This is a genomic window from Kribbella italica, from assembly GCF_014205135.1.
Classification (GTDB): domain Bacteria; phylum Actinomycetota; class Actinomycetes; order Propionibacteriales; family Kribbellaceae; genus Kribbella; species Kribbella italica.
This window is the reverse complement of record NZ_JACHMY010000001.1, coordinates 7,840,278-7,858,580: the sequence shown is the minus strand read 5'-3', so window position 1 is coordinate 7,858,580 and position 18,303 is coordinate 7,840,278. Positions and strand designations below refer to the sequence as shown.

Below are 18,303 nucleotides of genomic sequence, written 5' to 3'. Positions count from 1 at the left end.
TCCGCAGGCGGGGACCGGTTCCGGCACGGGTTCGCCCAACTGATTGACACCGCCCGGCGCGCACCGTACGGTCTCGCGGTAATAGGAAACTTTCCTAACAGTTGGCGGGATTCGGCACGGCACCCGCATCAGACGGCCGCAGGAGGGCAGGGTTAGCGCATGGCCAGTACACCCGGCACTCCCCGCCTGCTCCGCGCGATGAACGACCGCGCCGCTCTCGACCTGCTGCTCGCCCAGGGACCACTGTCCCGGACGACGCTCGGCAACCTGACCGGCCTGTCCAAGCCGACCGCCTCCCAGCTGCTGTCCCGCCTGGAGAACGTCGGCCTGGTCCGCCCGAGCGGCACCAGCGCCGGCCGTCCCGGCCCGAACGCCCAGCTCTACGAGATCAACGGCGGCATCGCGTACGTCGCCGGCCTGGACGTCACCCCGACCCGGATCCGCTCGGCCGTCGCCGACCTGACCGGCAAGGTCGTCGGCCGGTACGAGCTGCCGACCCCCGGCCGCAGCGCCAAGGGCACCGTCGAGCGCGTGGTCAAGGCGATCGAGGGCGCACTCGGCGAAGCCGCCCTGACCAAGGACCGCTTGCACCGCGTCTCGATCGGCACTCCCGGCGGCTTCGACCCGACCACCGGCCGCCTGCGTTACGCGATGCACCTCCCGGGCTGGCACGCGCCGCACCTGCTCGAGGAGCTCGCGGCCGCGATCGCCGTACCGCTCGAGGTCGAGAACGACGTGAACTTGGCCGCCGTCGCCGAGCAGCGCGTCGGCCACGCCGCCGACAGCGACAACTTCGTCCTGCTCTGGGGCGAGGAGGGCATCGGCGCCGCGGTCGTCATCAACGGCCGGCTCGTCCGCGGCGCGACCGGCGGCGCGGGCGAGGTCGCCTTCCTGCCCCTGCCCGGTACGCCGCTGGTCCGCAACGTCGGCCGCAACAACGCCGGCGGTTTCCAGGAACTGGCCGGCGGCGAACCCGTCCTGGCCCTGGCCCGGTCCCACGGCCTCAAAGCCCGTACGGCGGAAGCCGCGATCGCCGCGGCCCTGGACACCCCAGGCGCCGGCGACGCCGTACTGGCCGAGTTCGCCCACCGGCTGGCCGTCGGTCTGGCCGCCGTCGTCGCCGTGGTCGACCCCGAACTGATCGTCCTGTCCGGCGGCGTGATCACCGCCGGCGGCGAACGACTCCGCGGCCTGATCCAGGAGGAGCTGGCCGAGCTGGCCGTCCCCCGGCCGCGGCTGCTGATGACCGCCGTACCGAACGACCCGGTGCTGTCCGGGGCCCTGCAGTCCGCCCTGAGCATCACCCGCGACGAAGTCTTCGACACAGCCGGCCCGACGAGCGGGGGCGGCACCGACTAACCACCCGCACCACCTTCGCCAGCACCCAACGGACAGGTCAGCGACCTGCTCCGGTGGATCCGTACGCGCCAGATCAGGGAGAAACGCCATGTCCCGTGTCCACAGGGCCACGCTCGCCGCCGCCGCGGTCGCGCTGCTCGCCACCGCCTGTACCGGTACGTCGAGCGCGCCGCCGGCCAGCGACGACGCCACGAAGGAAACCACGATCACGTTCTGGCACGGCTGGTCCGCGCCGAGCGAGGCGGCCGCGATCGACGCCAACGTGAAGGCCTTCGAGGCCGCGCACCCGAACATCACGGTGAAGGTCGTCGGCAACATCAACGACGACAAGATCAAGCAGGCGCTGCGCGCCGGCGGCCCGAACTCGCCGGACGTCGTCTCGTCGTTCACCACCGACAACGTCGGCACGTTCTGCCAGTCGAAGGTCTTCGCGGACCTGAAGCCGTTCCTGGAGAAGTCGAACGTCGACCTGGACAAGACCTTCCCGAAGGCGCTGCAGGACTACACCCAGTTCGAGGGCACCCGCTGCACGCTGCCGCTGCTGAACGACGCGTACGGCCTGTACTACAACAAGGACGCGTTCGAGGCGGCCGGCATCACCACTCCGCCGAAGACGCTGTCGGAGTTCGACGCCGCGGCCAAGAAGCTGACCAAGGCCAAGGGCGACAGCTTCAGCCAACTCGGCTTCATGCCGAACTTCCACGGCTACGAGTCGACCACCACGCACTTCGCGGCGCAGTGGAACCCGACGTACTTCACCGCCGACGGCAAGTCGAACCTGGCCGCCGACCCGGCGTTCGGCAAGATGCTCACCTGGCAGAAGAACCTGGTCGCCGAGCTCGGCGGTTTCGCCAAGCTGGAGAAGTACCGGGCCACCTTCGGCGACGAGTTCGGCGCCAAGAACCCGTTCCACACCGGCCAGGTCGCGATGGCGATCGACGGCGAGTGGCGGCTCGGGATGGCCAAGGAAGCCGGCACCAAATTCGAGATCGGCGTCGCGCCTTTCCCGGTTCCGGACGACCAGGCCGACAGCTACGGCAAGGGCTATCTGTCCGGCACGATCATCGGGATCGCCAGCACCAGCGAGAAGCAGAACGCCGCCTGGGAACTGGTCAAGTACATGACCACCGACACGGACGCCGTGGTCAGCTTCGCCAACGCGATCCACAACGTGCCGTCCACGCTGGACGCGCTGAAGTCGCCCAAGCTGCAGGCCGACGAGAACTTCAAGGTCTTCCTCGACATCGCCCAGCACCCGAAGAGCAGCACCACCCCGGCCAGCCCGAACGGTGGCGCGTACCAGCTCACCCTGCAGGACTTCGGTTTCGCCTTCGAGGCCGGCAAGCAGGCCGATCTGGCCGGCGGCCTGGCGAAGACCGACCAGCAGATCGACAAGGACCTCGCGCAGGCCAAGTGATGACGACCGCTGTGATGAAGCCGGGTCCCGGGCTGCGGAGCAAGCAGCGCCGGGACCGGCTCCGGATCCTCGCTTTCCTGTCCCCCTGGCTGATCGGCGTCAGCGTCTTCTTCCTCTACCCGCTGCTCTCGACCGTCTACTTCAGCTTCATGAAGTACGACGGGTTCACGCCGCCGACCTGGACCGGGCTGAAGAACTGGTCCTACGTCTTCAACGACTACCCGTTCTTCTGGCCGGCCCTGCGCAACACGCTGTGGCTGGTGATCGTGATGGTCAGCCTGCGGGTCCTGTTCGGGCTCGGCATCGGGATGCTGATCACCAAGGTGAAGACCGGCGCCGGGTTCTTCCGGACCGCCTTCTACCTGCCGTACCTGGCTCCGCCGGTCGCCGCGACGATGGCGTTCGCCTTCCTGCTCAACCCGGGCACGGGTCCGGTGAACAACATCCTCGGCAGTATCGGGCTCCCGCAGCCGGGCTGGTTCAACGACCCGTCCTGGTCGAAGCCGGCGCTGACGCTGCTGGCGTTGTGGGGTATCGGCGACCTGATGGTGATCTTCATGGCCTCGCTGCTCGACGTACCACAGGACCAGTACGAGGCGGCGTCGCTGGACGGCGCCGGGGCGTGGCAGAAGTTCCGCTTCGTCACGCTGCCGAACATCTCGCCGATCGTGCTGTTCGCGGTCGTCACCGGGATCATCCAGACCATGCAGTACTACACCCAGCCACTCGTGGCCGGGAAGGTCGCCAGCGGCGTGATCGGTGGCTCAGGGCAACAGTTCCAGCCCGGCTACCCGGAGAACTCCACGCTGACGCTGCCGCAACTGGTCTACAACCTCGGGTTCCAGCGGTTCGACACCGGTGGCGCGAGTGTGGTCGCGCTGGTGCTGTTCGCGCTCGCGATGGTGTTCACCGCCGTACTGATGCGCCGCCGCAGCGGCTTCCTGGGCACGGACGACTGAGGAGCCTGCCGAATGACGATGACGACTTCCCTGACCGCCGCTCCGGTCCCGATGACCGCGGCGGGCCGGACGGCCCGGCGTACGAGGTTCCTCAACTGGATCGCCGTGCACTCGCTGGCGATCGCGGCGGCGCTGTTCTTCCTGCTGCCGTTCGTGTTCGTCGCGCTGACCGCGCTGATGAGCGACCAGCAGGCGCTGACCCGCGACCTGTGGCCGGACGCCTGGCACTGGGAGAACCTGCGCACGGTGTGGGAGACCCCGGGCTTCCTCACCTGGTGGAAGAACACCCTCCTGTACGCCGGGCTGGGCACCGCGCTGACGCTGCTGTCCAGCATCCCGGTCGCCTACGCGCTGGCCCGCTTCAAGTTCCGCGGCCGGAACCTGGCGCTGATGCTGGTGATCGCGACGATGATGCTGCCGCCGCAGGTGGTGATCGTGCCGATGTACCTGTTCTGGGCCAAGCAGCTGCACCTGTCCGGGACGCTGTGGCCGCTGATCATCCCGATGGCGTTCACCGACGCGTTCTCGATCTTCCTGCTCCGGCAGTTCCTGCTGACCATCCCGAAGGACTACGTCGACGCGGCCAAGGTGGACGGCTGCGGCGAGTTCAAGGCGCTGGTCCGGATCGTGCTGCCGATGGCCCGCCCGGCCATCGCCGCCGTCGCGCTGTTCCAGTTCTTCTACTGCTGGAACGACTACTTCGGCCCGCAGATCTACGCGTCCGAGAACCCGGCGGCCTGGACCCTGAGCTACGGCCTGGAATCCTTCAAGGGCGCCCACCACACCAACTGGAACCTCACCATGGCAGCGACGCTGCTGGTGATGGCACCGGTGATCATCCTGTTCTTCTTCGCCCAAAAGGCCTTCATCGAAGGCGTCACACTCACAGGGGTCAAAGGTTGAAACTCACAGTCGTAGGCGGCGGATCCACCTACACTCCCGAGCTCGTCGACGGGTTCGCCCGGCTGCGTGACTCGCTGCCCGTGGACGAGCTGGTCCTGGTCGACCCGGCCGCGGACCGGCTCGAACTGGTCGGTGGTCTGGCCCAGCGGATCTTCGCCAAACAAGGACATCCCGGCAAGGTCACCACCACCAGCGATCTCGACGCGGGCATCGACGGCGCGGACGCCGTACTGCTGCAGCTGCGCGTCGGCGGTCAGGCGGCGCGGAACCAGGACGAGACGTGGCCGCTCGAGTGCGGGTGCGTCGGCCAGGAGACGACCGGCGCGGGCGGGCTCGCGAAGGCGCTGCGCACGGTTCCTGTGGTTCTGGATATCGCGGAGCGCGTCCGGCGGTCGAACCCGGACGCGTGGATCGTCGACTTCACCAACCCGGTCGGCATCGTCACGCGGGCGCTGCTGTCCGAGGGGCACAAGGCCGTCGGGCTGTGCAACGTCGCGATCGGGTTCCAGCGGCGGTTCGCGCGGCTGCTCGGGGTGACGCCGGAGGAGGTGGCGCTGGATCACGTGGGGCTCAACCACCTGACGTGGGAGCGCGCCGTACGGGTTGACGGGGTTGACCGGCTGCCTTCGTTGCTGGCCTCGCATGTGGGTGAACTGGCTGACGACCTTCATCTGCCGGCGTCGTTGCTGCTGCAGCTGGGCGTCGTACCGTCGTACTACCTGCGCTACTTCTACGCGCACGACGAGGTCGTCCGCGAGCTGCTGGAGAAGCCGTCGCGGGCCGCCGAGGTCGCGGCGATCGAGAAGCAGCTGCTCGACCTGTACGCCGATCCTGCGCTGGACGAGAAGCCCGCGCTGCTGGAGCAGCGTGGTGGGGCGTACTACTCGGAGGCCGCCGTCGCGCTGGCGTCGTCGTTGCTGAACGACACCGGGGACGTCCAGGTCGTCAACACGCTGAACAACGGCGCGCTGCCGTTCCTGCCCGACGACGCCGTGATCGAGGTCCCGGCGACGGTCGGCGCCTCCGGGACGACGCCGCTGCCGATCTCACCCCTCGAACCGTTGTACGCCGGGCTGGTCGCGAACGTCACGGCGTACGAGAATCTGGCTCTCGACGCAGCTCTGAAGGGTGGTGCGGACCGCGTGTTCACCGCGTTGCTGGCCCATCCGCTGATCGGGCAGATCGAGTCCGCCCAGGCGCTCACCGACAAGCTGCTCGCGCACAACCGCGAGTACCTCCCGTGGGCGTGACCGTGGCGAACGAAGCCGAGGCCCTCCAGACCCCGTTGGTCCCTGGAGGAGTCCTCGCCTTCGACGCCGGCAACAGCAAAACCGACGTAGCCCTGGTCTCCGCCAACGGCACCATCCTCGGCACGGCAAGAGGCGGCGGCTTCGAACCCCACCTCGTCGGCGCCCAGACCGCGGTCGACGGCCTCGTGCCTCTGGTCGCAACAGCAGCCGCGGCAGCTGGTTTCTCTCTTGGTACTTCTCCTTTGGTGGAACAGATCTCCGCGTGCCTGGCGAACGCGGACCTCCCCATCGAGGAGGAACGTTTGGCCGACGCCTTCCGCTCCTACGGGTGGGCCTCCCGTGTGCACGTCGCCAACGACACCTTTGCCCTTCTCCGCGCCGGTCTCGACGAGCCCCGCGGAGTAGCCGTCGTCTGCGGCGCCGGGATCAACTGCTGCGGTCTGCTGCCGGACGGCCGCACCGCCCGCTTCCCCGCGGTCGGCCGCATCTCCGGCGACTGGGGCGGCGGTCAGCAGCTCGCCGAGGAAGCCATCTGGGCAGCCGCCCGAGCCGACGACGGCCGCGGCCCGGCCACCGCCCTGATGACCGTCCTCCCCCACCACTTCGGCGTCCGCTCGATGCCCGAACTGATCGAGGCCATGCACCTCGGCGACATCCCCGCCGTACGCCGCCTGGAGGCGGGCCCGCTCCTCTTCCAGGTAGCCGCCACGGGCGACCCCGTCGCCACCGCCGTAGTCCACCGCCAAGCCGAAGAAATCGTCGCCATGGCCGTAGTAGCCCTCCGCCGCCTGAACCTCCTCGACGAGCCCACCCCGGTCATCCTCGGCGGCGGAGTCCTCACCGCCAACCACCCCCTCCTCCTGGAAGAAATCACCACCCAACTAGCAGCGGCAGTCCCCCAAGCAATCCCCCAGATCGTCGAGGTCCCACCCGTAGTAGGCGCCATCCTCCTAGGCCTCGACCACACGCAAGCAACCCCCGAAGCCCACACCACCATCCGCACGGCGTACAGCTCAAAAGCCCCCGCCCCTGCCTAACTCACCCAACACCCTCCATGCTCCATCGCCCTCTTCCCAACAACTTGATTGCGGTGTAATCATGTAAGCATGAGTACACAGCAAGACGACGAGCGGGTGAGTGGCTGGCTGACCGGCCGGCTCCCGCAGGAGTGGTTCGAGGGTGCCCCGGAGGTGAGCCTCGATCGGGACGAGATCCTGATCGTCGGCACCATCGCCGCGCCCGAGCAGGCCGGGGACGTCAGCCCGGCCGCACGGTCCGCCGCCGAAGAGGGGCGGATCAAGCAGTTCCGTGAGAACACCCGTGAACGCCGCATCGAGATCGCCCAGGAGCTCGAGCACTCGACCCGCCGGAAGGTCGCCTGGGGAGTCCGTTGCGGTGAGACCCGGACGGTCTTCACCTCGCTGTCCGCCCCCGTGATGACCCGCCTGCGTCAGCCCGAGCGCCAAGTGCTCGACACTCTCGTCGACGCCGGCGTGGCTCGCTCCCGCAGCGACGCCCTCGGCTGGTGCGTGAAGCTGGTCGCCCAGCACAGCGAGACCTGGCTCAAGGACCTCCGCGACGCGATGACCAAGGTCGAGGACGTCCGCCGCGCCGGACCGGACGCCGTACCGGAGCAGTAAAAGCAGGGTGGGTGCGACCCGATCCGGTCGCACCCACCCTGCTGGCTCCTGCCGGAGGTGACCCCTTCCGGCAGAAGTGGTTCTACCGCTGCTGGCCGTCCGACCAGTTCGTGGTGCTCTCGCCGGTCCAGTTGCCGTTGGCACCGGTCGTGCCGTTCGAGTACCCACTGTTCTGCGGCGCACCGTGCGTGGCCGGGTACTGCTCGGTCGGGTACTGCTGCTCGGTCGGGTAGCCCGACTGCTCGGCCTGGTACCCGTTCCCGTTCTGGTACCCATGGCCAGCCTGCTGGTACGACGCGTCAGCACCGCCCGCCGGCCGGTTCGCGGCCATCGCCTGACCCCGGTCGAACAGCGTGCGCAGCGCCTCGCCGGCCATCTCCCGGCCACCGAGACCGAAAGCCAGACCCAGCGCGAGCGCCACCCCACCGAGCACGATCAGCAGCGTGTTGCCGGTCAGCTGGACGGCGATGCCCAGCTGCGTCAGCGCGGCGAACGCGGCGTACACGAGGATCGCGTACTTGCCGACCTTGGCCAGCGTCTCGTTGCCGGTGGCACCGCGGATGATCGCGGCCAGGAAGTTCGCGAACAGCGCCGCCAGGCAGACGATCACGATCGCGGCGAAGATGCGCGGGATGTAGCCGAGCATCGCGCTCATGAAGTTCGAGATCTCCGGGACCCCGAGCGCGGAGGCGAACATCGTGAAGCTGATCAGGAACACGAACCAGAACACGACCTTGCCGAGCATCGCCGAAGCGGTCAGCCCCGTGCCGGACCGCTGCAGTACGCCGGACACGCCGGCCCGCTCCATCCACTGGTCGAAGCCGACCTTGCCGAGCAGCTTGCCGACCAGGTTGCCGAGCAGTTTCGCGACGAAGTAGCCGACCGCCAGGATGACCAGGCCGCCGAGCAGGTTGGGGACGAACCCGAGAAGCTTGCCGAAGGCATCTTCGAAGGGTTGGGTGAAGTCGATCGCCAGTGGTGCGGTCATCGGACATCTTCCTTCCGGACTGAGCCCGCACCGCCGCCACGCGCACCGCCTCCACGCGACCCCGGCCACGGGCGGTGCAGTGGTGTCTGACCCACCCGTGCCCGGACCGACGACCCGCAAACGCCTTCTGGGTAACGCAATGTGATTGCATAAGGCAAGTACCGTGACGGCCCGGCGATGCTGCCCCGCTCAACTAACCGGTTCAGGCGCCTGAGAAACTCACCCCATGACCGCTGTCGAGATCCGCCGCGCCACCCTCGCCGACGTGCCCGCCGTCGTCGCCCTGATCGCCGACGACCAGCTCGGCTCCACCCGCGAGTCGCTCGACGACCTCACGCCGTACGCCGAGGCCTTCGCCGCCCTGGACGCCGACCCGAACCAGCTCCTGGTCGTTGCCGATCGCAACGGCGAGGTGGTCGGCACCTTCCAGCTCACGTTCATCCCCGGCCTGTCCCGCCGGGGCTCGACCCGGGCCCAGATCGAGGCCGTCCGGGTCGCCCCCTCCACCCGGGGCACCGGCCTCGGCACCACCTTGATGCAGTGGGCCGTCGACGAGTCCCGCCGCCGCGGCTGCACCCTCGTCCAGCTCACGTCGGACAAGACCCGCACCGACGCCCACCGCTTCTACACCAACCTCGGCTTCACCATGAGCCACGAGGGCTTCAAACTCGCCCTCTGACGCGTACGGCGTTCAGCTCGCCCTGCCGCGGACGGCATGCGGCTCACACTTGCCGGTACGGCGTCAGCTCACCTTCGCGGCCGGAGCGGTGAACGTGTTGCAGCTTGCTGGGTTGGCGGACTTGAAGGCGGGGCCGGACCAGAGCCACTGGCTCTTGCGGGAACCGTGATCGCGCTTCTTGTCCGGGTTGTACTCGTCGCCCGAGTGCTTGGTCTGGTACTCCCACAGGTCCAGGCGGTTGCCGGTCAGCCGGAGGCCGGCCTGGTTGGCGCCGAGGAAGACCCCGCCGAGACAACTGGCCTGGAGTTCGAACCGGCGGCTCTCCTCGAGCTTGGCCGGTTCGGTGGTCAGCCACCCCTTGCGGGAGAACGAGGAGACCAGGATGTTGGTGAGCTGCTGGACGTGGTGGCCGTACTCGTGCGCCAGTGTGTCGAGCATGTCGATCCGCGCGGCGTCGCCGTACTGCCGGAAGTTCTTGGCGTCGAGGTCGCCGCGCATCGTGATCACCTCGCCGTCGTCGCAGTAGAACGCGACGTCCCTGGGCTCGGCGGCGCAGGCGCCCTGTCCCTTCGCGTACAGGACGAGCTTCGGCGGACGGAACTCGTACCCGGCCTTTCGGACGATCGGGGCCCACGCCCGGTTCAGACACGGCAGCAGCGCCTGGTAGTAGCGCAGTACGGCGACCTCGGTGCTCGGTTTGACCTTCGGCTCCACGCAGTTGCTGGCAGCAAGTTTCCCGGCCTTGTAGAGCCCGTTCTGCTTCACCCGGACGGCGTCCGGAACCGTCGTCGCGGTCACGGTGACGGTCGGCTGCGGCGGCGCCATCGGGACCTCGGTCTGTTTGACCGACGGGTTGGACAGCGGGTTCGCGACGGTGTCGACCGTGTCGAGCGCGCGGTAGCCGACGACGGCGGCGGCGCCGACCAGCGCGACGACTCCGACCACGGCCGCGCTGACCAGCAGCGGCTTCGGCAGGCCTCGTCGCGGCGGCATCGGCGGGCCGGTGAACTGCGGCGCCTGGCGGGCCGACGGCGTACTCCAGCCGACCGGCCGGCTCCCGCCACGTTGTCGCGTCCCGGTCAACGGAGTCGCCGGAGCCCCCGGCAGCGGAGCCGGCGGCGGCGCACCGAACCCGGCCTGCCCCGGCTCGGTCGGCAGCGGAGCAGCCTTGCGCTGACTCGGCTGCTCGGCCGACAGCGGCTTGGCCTTGCTCAACCCCGTCGGCTGTCCCCGCCGTACGGGCCGGTTCGCTGCCTCCGCCGAGGTCTCCCCGTCGCCACCGGGAAGGAAGTGCCCAGGAGTAGGCGAAGGTGGCTCAGGAGTCGGAGCAGGTGGGTCGAAGTCGGTCATCGGGGTCCTAGTCTCTCGCGTCAGCTGACCGTGGCAGGAGTCGCCGTGAACGTGTTGCAGGCGCCGGGATTGCCGCTGGCGAAACCCTTGGCCATCCACTGCTCGACACTCTTGCGGGACCCGTGGTCACGCACCTTGTCCTCGGTGAGCTCGTCGCCGCTGTTCTTGCTCCGCCACTGGTACTGCTTCAGCAGCTCCCCACGCAGCGGGAACGTCGCCTTCTCCGTCGCCAGGAACGCCGACGACAGACAAGCCGCCTGCAGCGCCTGCCGCCGGTCCAGCTCCAGCCGGGCCTTCTCGTTCGGCGCGGTGTCCTGCAGCGACCCGGTCGCCTCGAAGATCCCCGTCAGGTGCTGAACGTGCAGCCCGTACATGTACGCGACGTCGTAGGCCAGGTCGACCCGCGCCAGCGGCCGGTTGTTCGTGTAGTCCTCCGGCCAGTCCTCCCACTGCATCGCCAGCACCCCGCCGTCGGCCGGGCAGTACGTGTTCACGGCCTTGTCGTGAACGCCGCAGGCTGTCTCCTGGCCGTTGTCGAAGATCACCAGCTTCGGTGGGTTGAACTCGGCACCGGTCGCGCGCACCACCGGCTCCCACGCCTTGTTCAGGCAGCCGAGCAGGCCCTCGTAGTACGCGCGGACGTTGTCCTTGGTCGTCGGCCGGTACGCCGGCTCCTTGCAGCCGACCGCCTTGAGCTTGCCGGCGGCGTAGAGCTTGTTCTGCCCGGTCAGTACGGCGTCCGGAACCGCCTCGGACGGCTTGGCCTGGATCGGCTGGTCGGAACCGACCACCGACGGCTTGCCGACCGGGTTCGCGACGTAGTCGTCGTACGACGCCAGCAGCTTCATCCCGCCGAACGCGACACCGCCGATCAGCACGATCACGCCGAGGATTCCCCCGGCGACCAGCAGCTTGGACCGCTTCTTCGGCACGAACGGAATCGGCTCCGGCCGGTACCGCGCGTTGAACGCGGCCACCGCGGCATCCCCCGGCGGAGGCGGCCCGATCCGCGACCCCTGCAACTGCGGCGGCCCCGCCGGAGTGTCCGCCCCCAACCGAGGCGTCGGCGCCGCCAACGGCGTCAACCCACGCACCGGCGTCCCACTCTCCCCGTCGGGAGAAGGGGAGGGAGAGGAAGCCCGGTCGCCCCGAGCCCTCGCGCCTTCGGCGCTGGGCGTGCCGTCGCCCCGCGCCCTCGCATCTTCGGCGCTGGGCGGGCCGAAGCGGGCGGCCGCGGCCTGGGGCGCGGCGGCCGGTGTGGGCGAGGCGGGCTGATCGCCGTCGCCGCCGGGTAGGTAGTGCCCAGGCTTGGGTGTCGTGTCGTTGGCCATGCTGTCCTGCGTCTCCCCAGTTCGCGGCCGTGAAAGGCCGGCCCGCCCAAAGTCCGTACGGCGACCGGTCACCACCCCCTGGCCCGAACCGCCGCACGATGGTACTGCGCGACACGCCCAACGGCGTACCGGATTGCAGCTATTGACATCGATCCGCGACCTCACCACGCCTTGTTCTACGCTGAGTCACCCACCGCCGACGTTACGGAGTACCGCGATGAGCGTGCTGGACACTTTCGGCCTGGACGGTCGCCGCGTCCTGGTGACCGGCGGGAACCGCGGGCTCGGCCGGGCCTTCGCGCTCGCCCTGGCGGAGGCCGGCGCGGACGTCGCGATCGCCGGCCGGGACACCGAACGCAACGACCGGGTCGTCACCGAGATCGCCGGGCGCGGCCGGCGCGGTCTGGCCGTCACCGCCGACATCACCCGCCGCGACGACGTCACCGCGATGGTCGAGCAGGTCACCGCCGAGTTCGGTGGCATCGACGTCCTGGTGAACAACGCGGGCGTCGCCATCCACCGCCCGGCCCTCGAGGTGCCGGACGACGAGTGGCGCCACGTCATCGACCTCAACCTGACCGCGTTGTGGAACACCAGTACGGCGGTCGCCCGCGGCATGATCGCCGCCGGTGGTGGCGTGATCGTCAACGTCGGCAGCATGTCCGCGCAGATCGTCAACCGCCCGCAGTGGCAGGCTTCGTACAACGCCTCGAAGGCCGCCGTCCATCATCTGACCCGCAGCCTGGCGGCCGAGTGGGCCCCGCACAACATCCGTGTCAACGCGATCGCGCCGGGCTACGTGAAGACCGACATGGCGCCGGTCGACCAGCCCGAGTTCCGGCAGCACTGGATCCTCGACGCACCCCAGCAGCGCTACGCGACGCCCGAGGAGATCGCTCCCTCTGTCGTCTACCTGGCCAGCCCGGCAAGTTCGTTCATGACCGGCTCGGTCCTCCTGATCGACGGCGGCTACTCCGTCTACTAGGCCGTGAGGTCGAGGGTCAGCTCGACGTCGCCGTACTCGTCCTCACCGTGGTCGGTGAAGCCCACGGCACGCAGGGTCGCGAGGCTGGCCGCGTTCGCCGGCTCGACACCGGCGTGGACCGACGTCGCGCCCTGCTCGCGGGCCAAGTCGACCAGCAGTGCCAGAGTCCGGTGCCCGAGGCCCTGTCCGCGGCGGTCCGGCGCGACGTAGTACGTGATCTCGGCCTCGGCGTCCAGGATCTCCAGGTCGACGAACCCGATCGGCCCGGCGTCGTCCCGGACCAGCCGCCCGAACCGCGTGGGGGCCTCCAGCAACGGCGCCCAGCGGCGTACGGCGTCGCCGTAGAAGCCGCCGAAGACCGCGCCGCCGACCGGGTCGTCGGCCAGCCACGTCTCGACCTGCCGGAGCCCGTCGGCGTCCATCGCCTCCATCCGCATGCGACGACTCTGCCTGGACAGGGAGCTGCTCACAACCTCGAAATCTGGTTGCGGCCCACTCGTCGCGCCCGGTTGGCTGGCCGGATGGAGCTGCTGAACAAGCCGGAGTACCCGCTGTCCTCGAAGTACGACGCCGAGTGGGTGCTCGCCAACGACATGGGCCCGCACCCGCTCTGGCTGCTGGAGGACCTCGCCCGCGACCTGGACCTCAAGCCGGGAATGCGCGTCCTCGACCTGGGCTCCGGCAAGGGCGCGACCAGCGTCTTCCTGGCCAAGGAGTACGGCGTTCAGGTGTGGGCGGCGGATCTGTGGATCGACCCGACCGAGGCGGCGGCCAACTTCGCCGGGCTCGACATCAGCGCGATCAAGGCGGAGGCGCACGCGCTGCCGTTCGCCCGCGGGTTCTTCGACGCGATCGTGTGCATCGACGCCTACGAGTACTTCGGTACGGCGGACGGCTACCTCGCGTACCTCACCGGCTTCCTCAAGCCCGGCGGCCAGCTCGGCGTCGCCACTCCCGCGCTGCGGCGGGAGGTCCGCGAGCTGGGGTACATCCCGGAGCACATCAAGAAGCTGGTCGGCTGGGAGGCGATCGCCTGGCACACCGCGGACTGGTGGCGGTTCCACTGGGAGATCACCGAACTGGTCGAGGTCACGTCGGCGCGGCTGCAGGAGTCGGGCTGGCAGGACTGGCTCGCGTGGGCCCAGGCCTGCAGCGCGCACCGCGGCGTACCGGACGCCGCGCTGGAGATGCTGGAGCAGGACAAGGGTGAGTACCTGACGTTCGCACTTCTCACCGCCCGTACTGTGGGGGCATGAGCTGGGCTATTTACGCGTTGCGAGGACCGGGTGGTGTCCGCCGGCTGGACGAGTTGCCGGAGGACTACGCGCCACCGTCGCTGGGCACCGCCGACGAGGTGGTCGAGATCGTGCGTGAGGTCGCGCCCGGCGTCGACGCGAGCAAGCGGTCGTGGCTGGTGCTGCAGGGCGACGACCACGACGTCGAGCTGACGATCGGCAAGGGGGTCGACGTCCGTGACCTCACCTTCTACCTGAACGACGGCGCCCGCTCGGTCCCGCTGGTGATGGAGATCAGCCGCCGCCTCGGCGTCACCGCGTACGACACCGAGTCCGGCGACTTCCTCACCGAGGAGTCGCGTCCGCCGGTGCCCCCGCCGCTGACCGAGGAAGAGATCAAGGCCAACAAGCCGAAGTGGTGGAAGTTCGGCCGGGCCTAGGCGGGCCGGGTCGCGACCAGGGTGCCGATCTTGTTGATGCGGTGCTCGGGGTTGCCCAGGGCGTCCTTCCAGTAGTTGCCTTGGGCATGGTCTTCGGGTGTGGCGCAGGTGCTCAGCGTGAGCTTCGCCTGGGTCGGCCGGACGCCCGGCCGGCCGGGGACGGCGGCGTTCTGCTGCGCCAGTTCGGCGGGCTTGCGGAACGAGATCGTCATCGTCGCGTCGATCACGTAGTCGTAGATCACGCCGTTGGCGGCGACCAGGACGTGGTCGCCGTTCTTCAGCTGCGGCACCCGGCCGAAGGGCCGGCCGTGCGTGGTGCGGTGGGCGGTGACGATGAAGTTGCCGATCTCGCCCGGCCCGACGCCGCCGCGCGCTCCCCGCGGTGAGGCCGCGACGCCGCGGTTCTGGATCACCGTCCCCGGGCGGTCGTCCGCCGTGCCCGTGTACGGGACCACGCGCAGGACCTTGCCCAGCGCCGGAATGCGCAGGATCGACTGCGTCGTACGCCGTACCGTCGGCACTGGGGTCGGCACAGGGGTCGGCACAGGCGTCGGACTGGGTGTGCTGACCCTCGGACTCGTGGGAGTAGGAACTGGAGTAGTCGGAGCAGGAGTCTCGGCCAGCTGCTCAGGCACGTCCGAGCAGCCCGCAAGCACGCAGGCCAGCAGCACCGCGCCCACCGACCACCTCACCATCTCAGCAAGCTAGCCCCACCCACCGAAAACCCGCCGAAACCCCACGACCTCCAGCTTTACGTCAGTCGCCTGACTCAGGCCGCGGCAGCCAGGCCCCGTCCGACTGGTCCAACCAGCCATCAGCCGCCCCCAGCCGATCCACCGCGGCCTGCAACGCCACCAACCCAGGATGCGCGGTCCCCCGCCGCCAGTACATCGCCCACGGATAAAGCGCTTCCGGCTCGACGACCGGCCGCACCACCGACCCAGGCACGCGCGGCTGGGAAGTCAGCCCCAGAATCGGCGCGTTCCGATCCCGCAGATGCTGCGCCACCTCATCAGCCCCCAGCACGTGCGGATGCGCCCCACCCGCCTCGATTCCGAGCGGCGACAGCAGCTGCAGTACGGCGTGCTCCCACCCAGCCGTCACGTGGTCACCAGCCCGAAAGCACACCCCCGCCGGACCCAGCTCAGCCACCGGTACGGCGTCCAGCTCAGCCAGCGGGTGCCCGATCGGCAGCAGCACCGTCAACGGCTCCCGGCGTACGTCGCGATGCTCCAGCTCGCCGTACGAGCCAGTGAGCCGGCCGAACGTCACGTCGAGCCGCTCAGCCAGCAGGTGCGGTGCAGCGGACTCCCCGCCCGTGTGGAACCGGGCAAAGAACTCCACCTCCGGAGCGATCCGCCGGGCCTCGGCCAGGACCAGCGACGGAGTCAGTCCGGGCCCCACCACGTCCACTGTCAGCGAGCGGGCCTCACCACGCAGCTCCAGCACGGTCGCGTCGTGCAAAGCGATCAGCTGCCGAGCCCTGTCGAGCAGAGTCCGCCCAGCCGGCGTCAGGGTCACCCGCCGGGTAGTCCGGTCCAGCAGCCGTACGCCGGCGCGCTCCTCCAGCCGCTGGATGTCCCGGCTCAGTGCCTGCTGAGCGACGTACAACTTCTCGGCGGCCCGGCTGAAGTGCAGCTCCTCGGCGACCGCGACGAAGTAGCGCAGCAGTCGGATCTCCAGCTCGTCGGGCACGGCACCAGTTAACACACCTGGGGTGTTAATCGGCCAGGAACAGGTGTTGGAGTCCGACCGGCCCTCTCCGGCATCGTCGAAGACACCACTCGACCAAGGAGAATCCGATGACCACCTTCACCGTTCCCGGCGCCACCCTGTACTACGAACTCCGCGGCAGCGGCCCGCTGGTCGTGCTCGCCGGCGCCCCGATGGACGCCCGGTCCTTCGCCCCGCTGGCCGACCTGCTGGCCACCGACTACACCGTGCTCACCACCGACCCGCGCGCGATCAACCGCAGTACGGTCGAGGACCGCGACCAGGACTCCACGCCCCAGCAGCGCGCCGACGACCTCTCCCGGCTGATCGCCCACGTGGACAAGGGCCCGGCGATCGCCTTCGGGTCGAGCGGCGGCGCGGTGTCCGTGCTCGCGCTGGCGGAGGCACACCCGGAGCAGCTCACCGCGGTGATCGCGCACGAACCGCCGATCGTCGGTCTGCTGGACGACTCCGAGCGCGTGCACGCCGAGACCGACGCGATGTGCGAGACCTACCTGGCCGGGGACGTGCTCGGCGCCTGGCGGATGTTCATGGACCAGGCGAACCTGCACGTGCCGGACGAGGCGCTGGAGATGATGTTCGGCGGGGAGCGCGACGACCGGTCGGTGGCCGACGAGCGGTTCTGGTTCGAGCACGAGCTGCGGCCGAGCACGCACTGGATGCCGGACCTGGCCGTCCTGCGCTCCCGGAAGGTGCTGATCGGGCTCGGCGAGGAGTCCGGCGGGCAGCTGTGCGACCGGACCTGCCACCGGCTGGGCGCCGAGCTCGGGGTGGAGCCGACGGTCTTCCCGGGGGATCACACGGGCTTCGCGGACCAGCCGGAACCGTTTGCGAAGGTGCTGTACGACGTACTGCGGGAGCTCCGCGGCTAGTTCGCGAAGGCCTCGGGGGCTGGTATTTGGAGTGGGGCGCGGAGGCGGGACGGCTAGCGCTTGCCCCGGCGCGCCTGTTCGGCGGACGCGCCTGCAAGCGGTAACAGTGAGGTGATGACCAGAGGTGACCAGAAGCCCGAGTGCAAGCCGTGGTGCAGCCCCAAGCACTACCGGTTCTGCGGCGGCGCCTGCTGCCCGCACCTGCACCAGGTCACCCAGGACGGGAAAGACGCCGGCCGAGACCCAGCCCGCCCCTCTGGCCGCACTCGCGCCGGCGTCTGAAGTCCACCGTCGTCACCGGTGCTTCACGGAAGTGCTCACGTGACCAGCACCGGATGCCTCCACACGCTACGACGCTCAGCGCCGGTTGGCCACCTCGAACGCCACTACAGCTGCCGCGACCGCCACATTGAGCGACTCGACACCGTTGTGCAGCGGGATCCGCAGGTCGGTGTCGGTCCGGACGGAGATCCCGTGCGTCTCCCCACCGAGCACGAACACCGCCCGCGGTGCCAGCTCGGTCCGGAACAGCGACCGCTGCGACCGGGCCGACAGCCCGTAGATCTCGTACCCCGCCTCGCGGAACGCGTCGACGGCACCGGTGGCGGTCGGCGCGTTCACGATCGGGGCCTGGAACGCGACCCCGGCCGACGCCTTGATCACCAGCGGCCCGACGTGCGGCGTCCCGGCGCGCGGCAGGACGACACCGTCGAAACCCGCGCCGGTGGCGGTCCGCAGGATCATCCCGACGTTGCCCGGGTTCGTCACACCGTCCAGCAGGAACACCTGCGTGGGCTTCCGGCCCCGATGGCGCAGGAAGTTCTGCAGCGGGGTCATCCGGGGCGCGTCGACGTCGGCGACCACGCCCTGGTCCTGCTTGCCGTTGCCGGCCAGCCACTTCACCCGGGTCGCGGTGGCCCGCTCGACCGGCGTACCGACCCGGCGGGCGGTGGACAGGATCTCGTCCAGCGAATCGCCACCGGCGTTGTCGGCGACCACCACCTTGGCCACCGTCAGGGCGGGGTCGTTCAGCGCCTCGAGCACCGGCTTGCGGCCGAAGATCGTGATCCACTTGTCCCGCGGCGACAGCTCCGCCCGGTCATGCCCCTCAGAGGCCCGTCTGGGTGCTCCACCCTCTGTCCGCCGACTCACCGAGCCACC

The 18,303-nt window shown here is 69.5% G+C and carries 19 protein-coding genes; 12 read left to right on the top strand and 7 right to left on the bottom strand.

Annotated features, from left to right (window positions below):
* Positions 1-159 precede the first annotated feature (159 nt).
* The 7 genes from HDA39_RS36855 to HDA39_RS36825 all read left to right on the top strand — a co-directional run bounded on the left by HDA39_RS36855 (position 160) and on the right by HDA39_RS36825 (position 7,528).
* Positions 160-1,359 (top strand): ROK family transcriptional regulator, encoded by a 1,200-nt coding sequence (locus HDA39_RS36855; protein WP_184803234.1) that lies wholly within the window; start codon positions 160-162, stop codon positions 1,357-1,359.
* A gap of 88 nt (positions 1,360-1,447) precedes the next feature.
* The gene (locus HDA39_RS36850; protein WP_184803232.1) at positions 1,448-2,776 is read left to right on the top strand and encodes an ABC transporter substrate-binding protein; all 1,329 of its coding nucleotides are present in this window, start codon (positions 1,448-1,450) and stop codon (positions 2,774-2,776) included.
* Positions 2,776-3,735 carry a carbohydrate ABC transporter permease gene (locus HDA39_RS36845; RefSeq protein ID WP_238356244.1) on the top strand — a complete coding sequence of 320 codons (960 nt, stop codon included), beginning with the start codon at positions 2,776-2,778 and terminating at the stop codon, positions 3,733-3,735. The genes HDA39_RS36850 and HDA39_RS36845 overlap by 1 nt, the downstream gene beginning before the upstream one ends.
* Positions 3,736-3,747: 12 nt before the next feature.
* Positions 3,748-4,638, top strand: coding sequence for a carbohydrate ABC transporter permease (locus HDA39_RS36840; RefSeq protein ID WP_202893232.1), 891 nt, complete (start codon positions 3,748-3,750; stop codon positions 4,636-4,638).
* A complete protein-coding gene (locus HDA39_RS36835) occupies positions 4,635-5,888 on the top strand; it encodes a 6-phospho-beta-glucosidase (protein ID WP_184803231.1) in 1,254 nt (417 codons plus the stop codon). Before HDA39_RS36840 ends, HDA39_RS36835 begins: the two co-directional genes overlap by 4 nt.
* Entirely contained in the window at positions 5,879-6,925 is a 1,047-nt protein-coding gene (locus HDA39_RS36830) for an N-acetylglucosamine kinase (RefSeq protein ID WP_337926051.1), read from the top strand. Before HDA39_RS36835 ends, HDA39_RS36830 begins: the two co-directional genes overlap by 10 nt.
* A gap of 69 nt (positions 6,926-6,994) precedes the next feature.
* The gene (locus HDA39_RS36825; RefSeq protein ID WP_184803229.1) at positions 6,995-7,528 is read left to right on the top strand and encodes a hypothetical protein; all 534 of its coding nucleotides are present in this window, start codon (positions 6,995-6,997) and stop codon (positions 7,526-7,528) included.
* An 82-nt stretch (positions 7,529-7,610) separates the two neighbouring features.
* On the opposite strand, the gene HDA39_RS36820 is transcribed toward HDA39_RS36825, so the two are convergent.
* Positions 7,611-8,516: a mechanosensitive ion channel family protein gene (locus HDA39_RS36820; protein WP_184803227.1), complete on the bottom strand. Its 906-nt coding sequence runs from the start codon at positions 8,514-8,516 to the stop codon at positions 7,611-7,613.
* A gap of 226 nt (positions 8,517-8,742) precedes the next feature.
* On the opposite strand from HDA39_RS36820, the gene HDA39_RS36815 reads away from it, so the two are divergent.
* A complete protein-coding gene (locus HDA39_RS36815; protein WP_184803225.1) occupies positions 8,743-9,195 on the top strand; it encodes a GNAT family N-acetyltransferase in 453 nt (150 codons plus the stop codon).
* A gap of 63 nt (positions 9,196-9,258) precedes the next feature.
* On the opposite strand, the gene HDA39_RS36810 is transcribed toward HDA39_RS36815, so the two are convergent.
* Together HDA39_RS36810 and HDA39_RS36805 are read right to left on the bottom strand one after the other, a co-directional pair.
* Positions 9,259-10,545, bottom strand: coding sequence for a neutral zinc metallopeptidase (locus HDA39_RS36810; RefSeq protein WP_184803223.1), 1,287 nt, complete (start codon positions 10,543-10,545; stop codon positions 9,259-9,261).
* Positions 10,546-10,565: 20 nt separating this feature from the next.
* On the bottom strand, positions 10,566-11,876 hold the full coding sequence (locus HDA39_RS36805; protein WP_184803221.1) for a neutral zinc metallopeptidase: 1,311 nt from the start codon (positions 11,874-11,876) through the stop codon (positions 10,566-10,568).
* A 217-nt stretch (positions 11,877-12,093) separates the two neighbouring features.
* Here HDA39_RS36805 and HDA39_RS36800 point away from each other — a divergent pair, with 217 nt between their 5' ends.
* Positions 12,094-12,861 (top strand): SDR family NAD(P)-dependent oxidoreductase, encoded by a 768-nt coding sequence (locus HDA39_RS36800; protein ID WP_184803219.1) that lies wholly within the window; start codon positions 12,094-12,096, stop codon positions 12,859-12,861.
* Here HDA39_RS36800 and HDA39_RS36795 read toward each other — a convergent pair.
* Positions 12,858-13,298, bottom strand: a complete 441-nt coding sequence (locus tag HDA39_RS36795) for a GNAT family N-acetyltransferase (RefSeq protein WP_184803217.1) — start codon at positions 13,296-13,298, stop codon at positions 12,858-12,860. The two genes, HDA39_RS36800 and HDA39_RS36795, sit on opposite strands and share 4 nt — an antisense overlap.
* Positions 13,299-13,382: 84 nt before the next feature.
* On the opposite strand from HDA39_RS36795, the gene HDA39_RS36790 reads away from it, so the two are divergent.
* A complete protein-coding gene (locus HDA39_RS36790) occupies positions 13,383-14,117 on the top strand; it encodes an SAM-dependent methyltransferase (RefSeq protein WP_184803215.1) in 735 nt (244 codons plus the stop codon).
* Complete coding sequence (locus HDA39_RS36785; RefSeq protein ID WP_184803213.1) at positions 14,114-14,536, top strand: hypothetical protein; 423 nt, start codon at positions 14,114-14,116, stop codon at positions 14,534-14,536. The genes HDA39_RS36790 and HDA39_RS36785 overlap by 4 nt, the downstream gene beginning before the upstream one ends.
* Here HDA39_RS36785 and HDA39_RS36780 read toward each other — a convergent pair.
* Entirely contained in the window at positions 14,533-15,081 is a 549-nt protein-coding gene (locus HDA39_RS36780; RefSeq protein ID WP_337926050.1) for a class E sortase, read from the bottom strand. The genes HDA39_RS36785 and HDA39_RS36780 overlap by 4 nt on opposite strands.
* Positions 15,082-15,292: 211 nt before the next feature.
* On the bottom strand, positions 15,293-16,231 hold the full coding sequence (locus tag HDA39_RS36775) for a LysR family transcriptional regulator (protein ID WP_184803209.1): 939 nt from the start codon (positions 16,229-16,231) through the stop codon (positions 15,293-15,295).
* Positions 16,232-16,338: 107 nt separating this feature from the next.
* Between HDA39_RS36775 and HDA39_RS36770 the strand changes: the two genes are divergently transcribed.
* Positions 16,339-17,142: an alpha/beta fold hydrolase gene (locus tag HDA39_RS36770; RefSeq protein ID WP_184803207.1), complete on the top strand. Its 804-nt coding sequence runs from the start codon at positions 16,339-16,341 to the stop codon at positions 17,140-17,142.
* A gap of 357 nt (positions 17,143-17,499) precedes the next feature.
* On the opposite strand, the gene HDA39_RS36765 is transcribed toward HDA39_RS36770, so the two are convergent.
* Complete coding sequence (locus HDA39_RS36765) at positions 17,500-18,294, bottom strand: TrmH family RNA methyltransferase (protein WP_337926049.1); 795 nt, start codon at positions 18,292-18,294, stop codon at positions 17,500-17,502.
* Positions 18,295-18,303: the final 9 nt, after the last annotated feature.

Excerpts from the sequence above, each read along its gene's own strand:
- HDA39_RS36790 (WP_184803215.1), top strand. The coding sequence starts at position 13,383 with ATGGAGCTGCTGAACAAGCCGGAGTACCCGCTGTCCTCGAAGTACGAC.
- HDA39_RS36785 (WP_184803213.1), top strand. The coding sequence starts at position 14,114 with ATGAGCTGGGCTATTTACGCGTTGCGAGGACCGGGTGGTGTCCGCCGG.
- HDA39_RS36850 (WP_184803232.1), top strand. The coding sequence starts at position 1,448 with ATGTCCCGTGTCCACAGGGCCACGCTCGCCGCCGCCGCGGTCGCGCTG.
- HDA39_RS36855 (WP_184803234.1), top strand. The coding sequence starts at position 160 with ATGGCCAGTACACCCGGCACTCCCCGCCTGCTCCGCGCGATGAACGAC.
- HDA39_RS36820 (WP_184803227.1), bottom strand. The coding sequence starts at position 8,516 with ATGACCGCACCACTGGCGATCGACTTCACCCAACCCTTCGAAGATGCC.
- HDA39_RS36795 (WP_184803217.1), bottom strand. The coding sequence starts at position 13,298 with ATGCGGATGGAGGCGATGGACGCCGACGGGCTCCGGCAGGTCGAGACG.
- HDA39_RS36810 (WP_184803223.1), bottom strand. The coding sequence starts at position 10,545 with ATGACCGACTTCGACCCACCTGCTCCGACTCCTGAGCCACCTTCGCCT.
- HDA39_RS36845 (WP_238356244.1), top strand. The coding sequence starts at position 2,776 with ATGACGACCGCTGTGATGAAGCCGGGTCCCGGGCTGCGGAGCAAGCAG.
- HDA39_RS36805 (WP_184803221.1), bottom strand. The coding sequence starts at position 11,876 with ATGGCCAACGACACGACACCCAAGCCTGGGCACTACCTACCCGGCGGC.
- HDA39_RS36815 (WP_184803225.1), top strand. The coding sequence starts at position 8,743 with ATGACCGCTGTCGAGATCCGCCGCGCCACCCTCGCCGACGTGCCCGCC.
- HDA39_RS36800 (WP_184803219.1), top strand. The coding sequence starts at position 12,094 with ATGAGCGTGCTGGACACTTTCGGCCTGGACGGTCGCCGCGTCCTGGTG.
- HDA39_RS36840 (WP_202893232.1), top strand. The coding sequence starts at position 3,748 with ATGACGATGACGACTTCCCTGACCGCCGCTCCGGTCCCGATGACCGCG.
- HDA39_RS36770 (WP_184803207.1), top strand. The coding sequence starts at position 16,339 with ATGACCACCTTCACCGTTCCCGGCGCCACCCTGTACTACGAACTCCGC.
- HDA39_RS36825 (WP_184803229.1), top strand. The coding sequence starts at position 6,995 with ATGAGTACACAGCAAGACGACGAGCGGGTGAGTGGCTGGCTGACCGGC.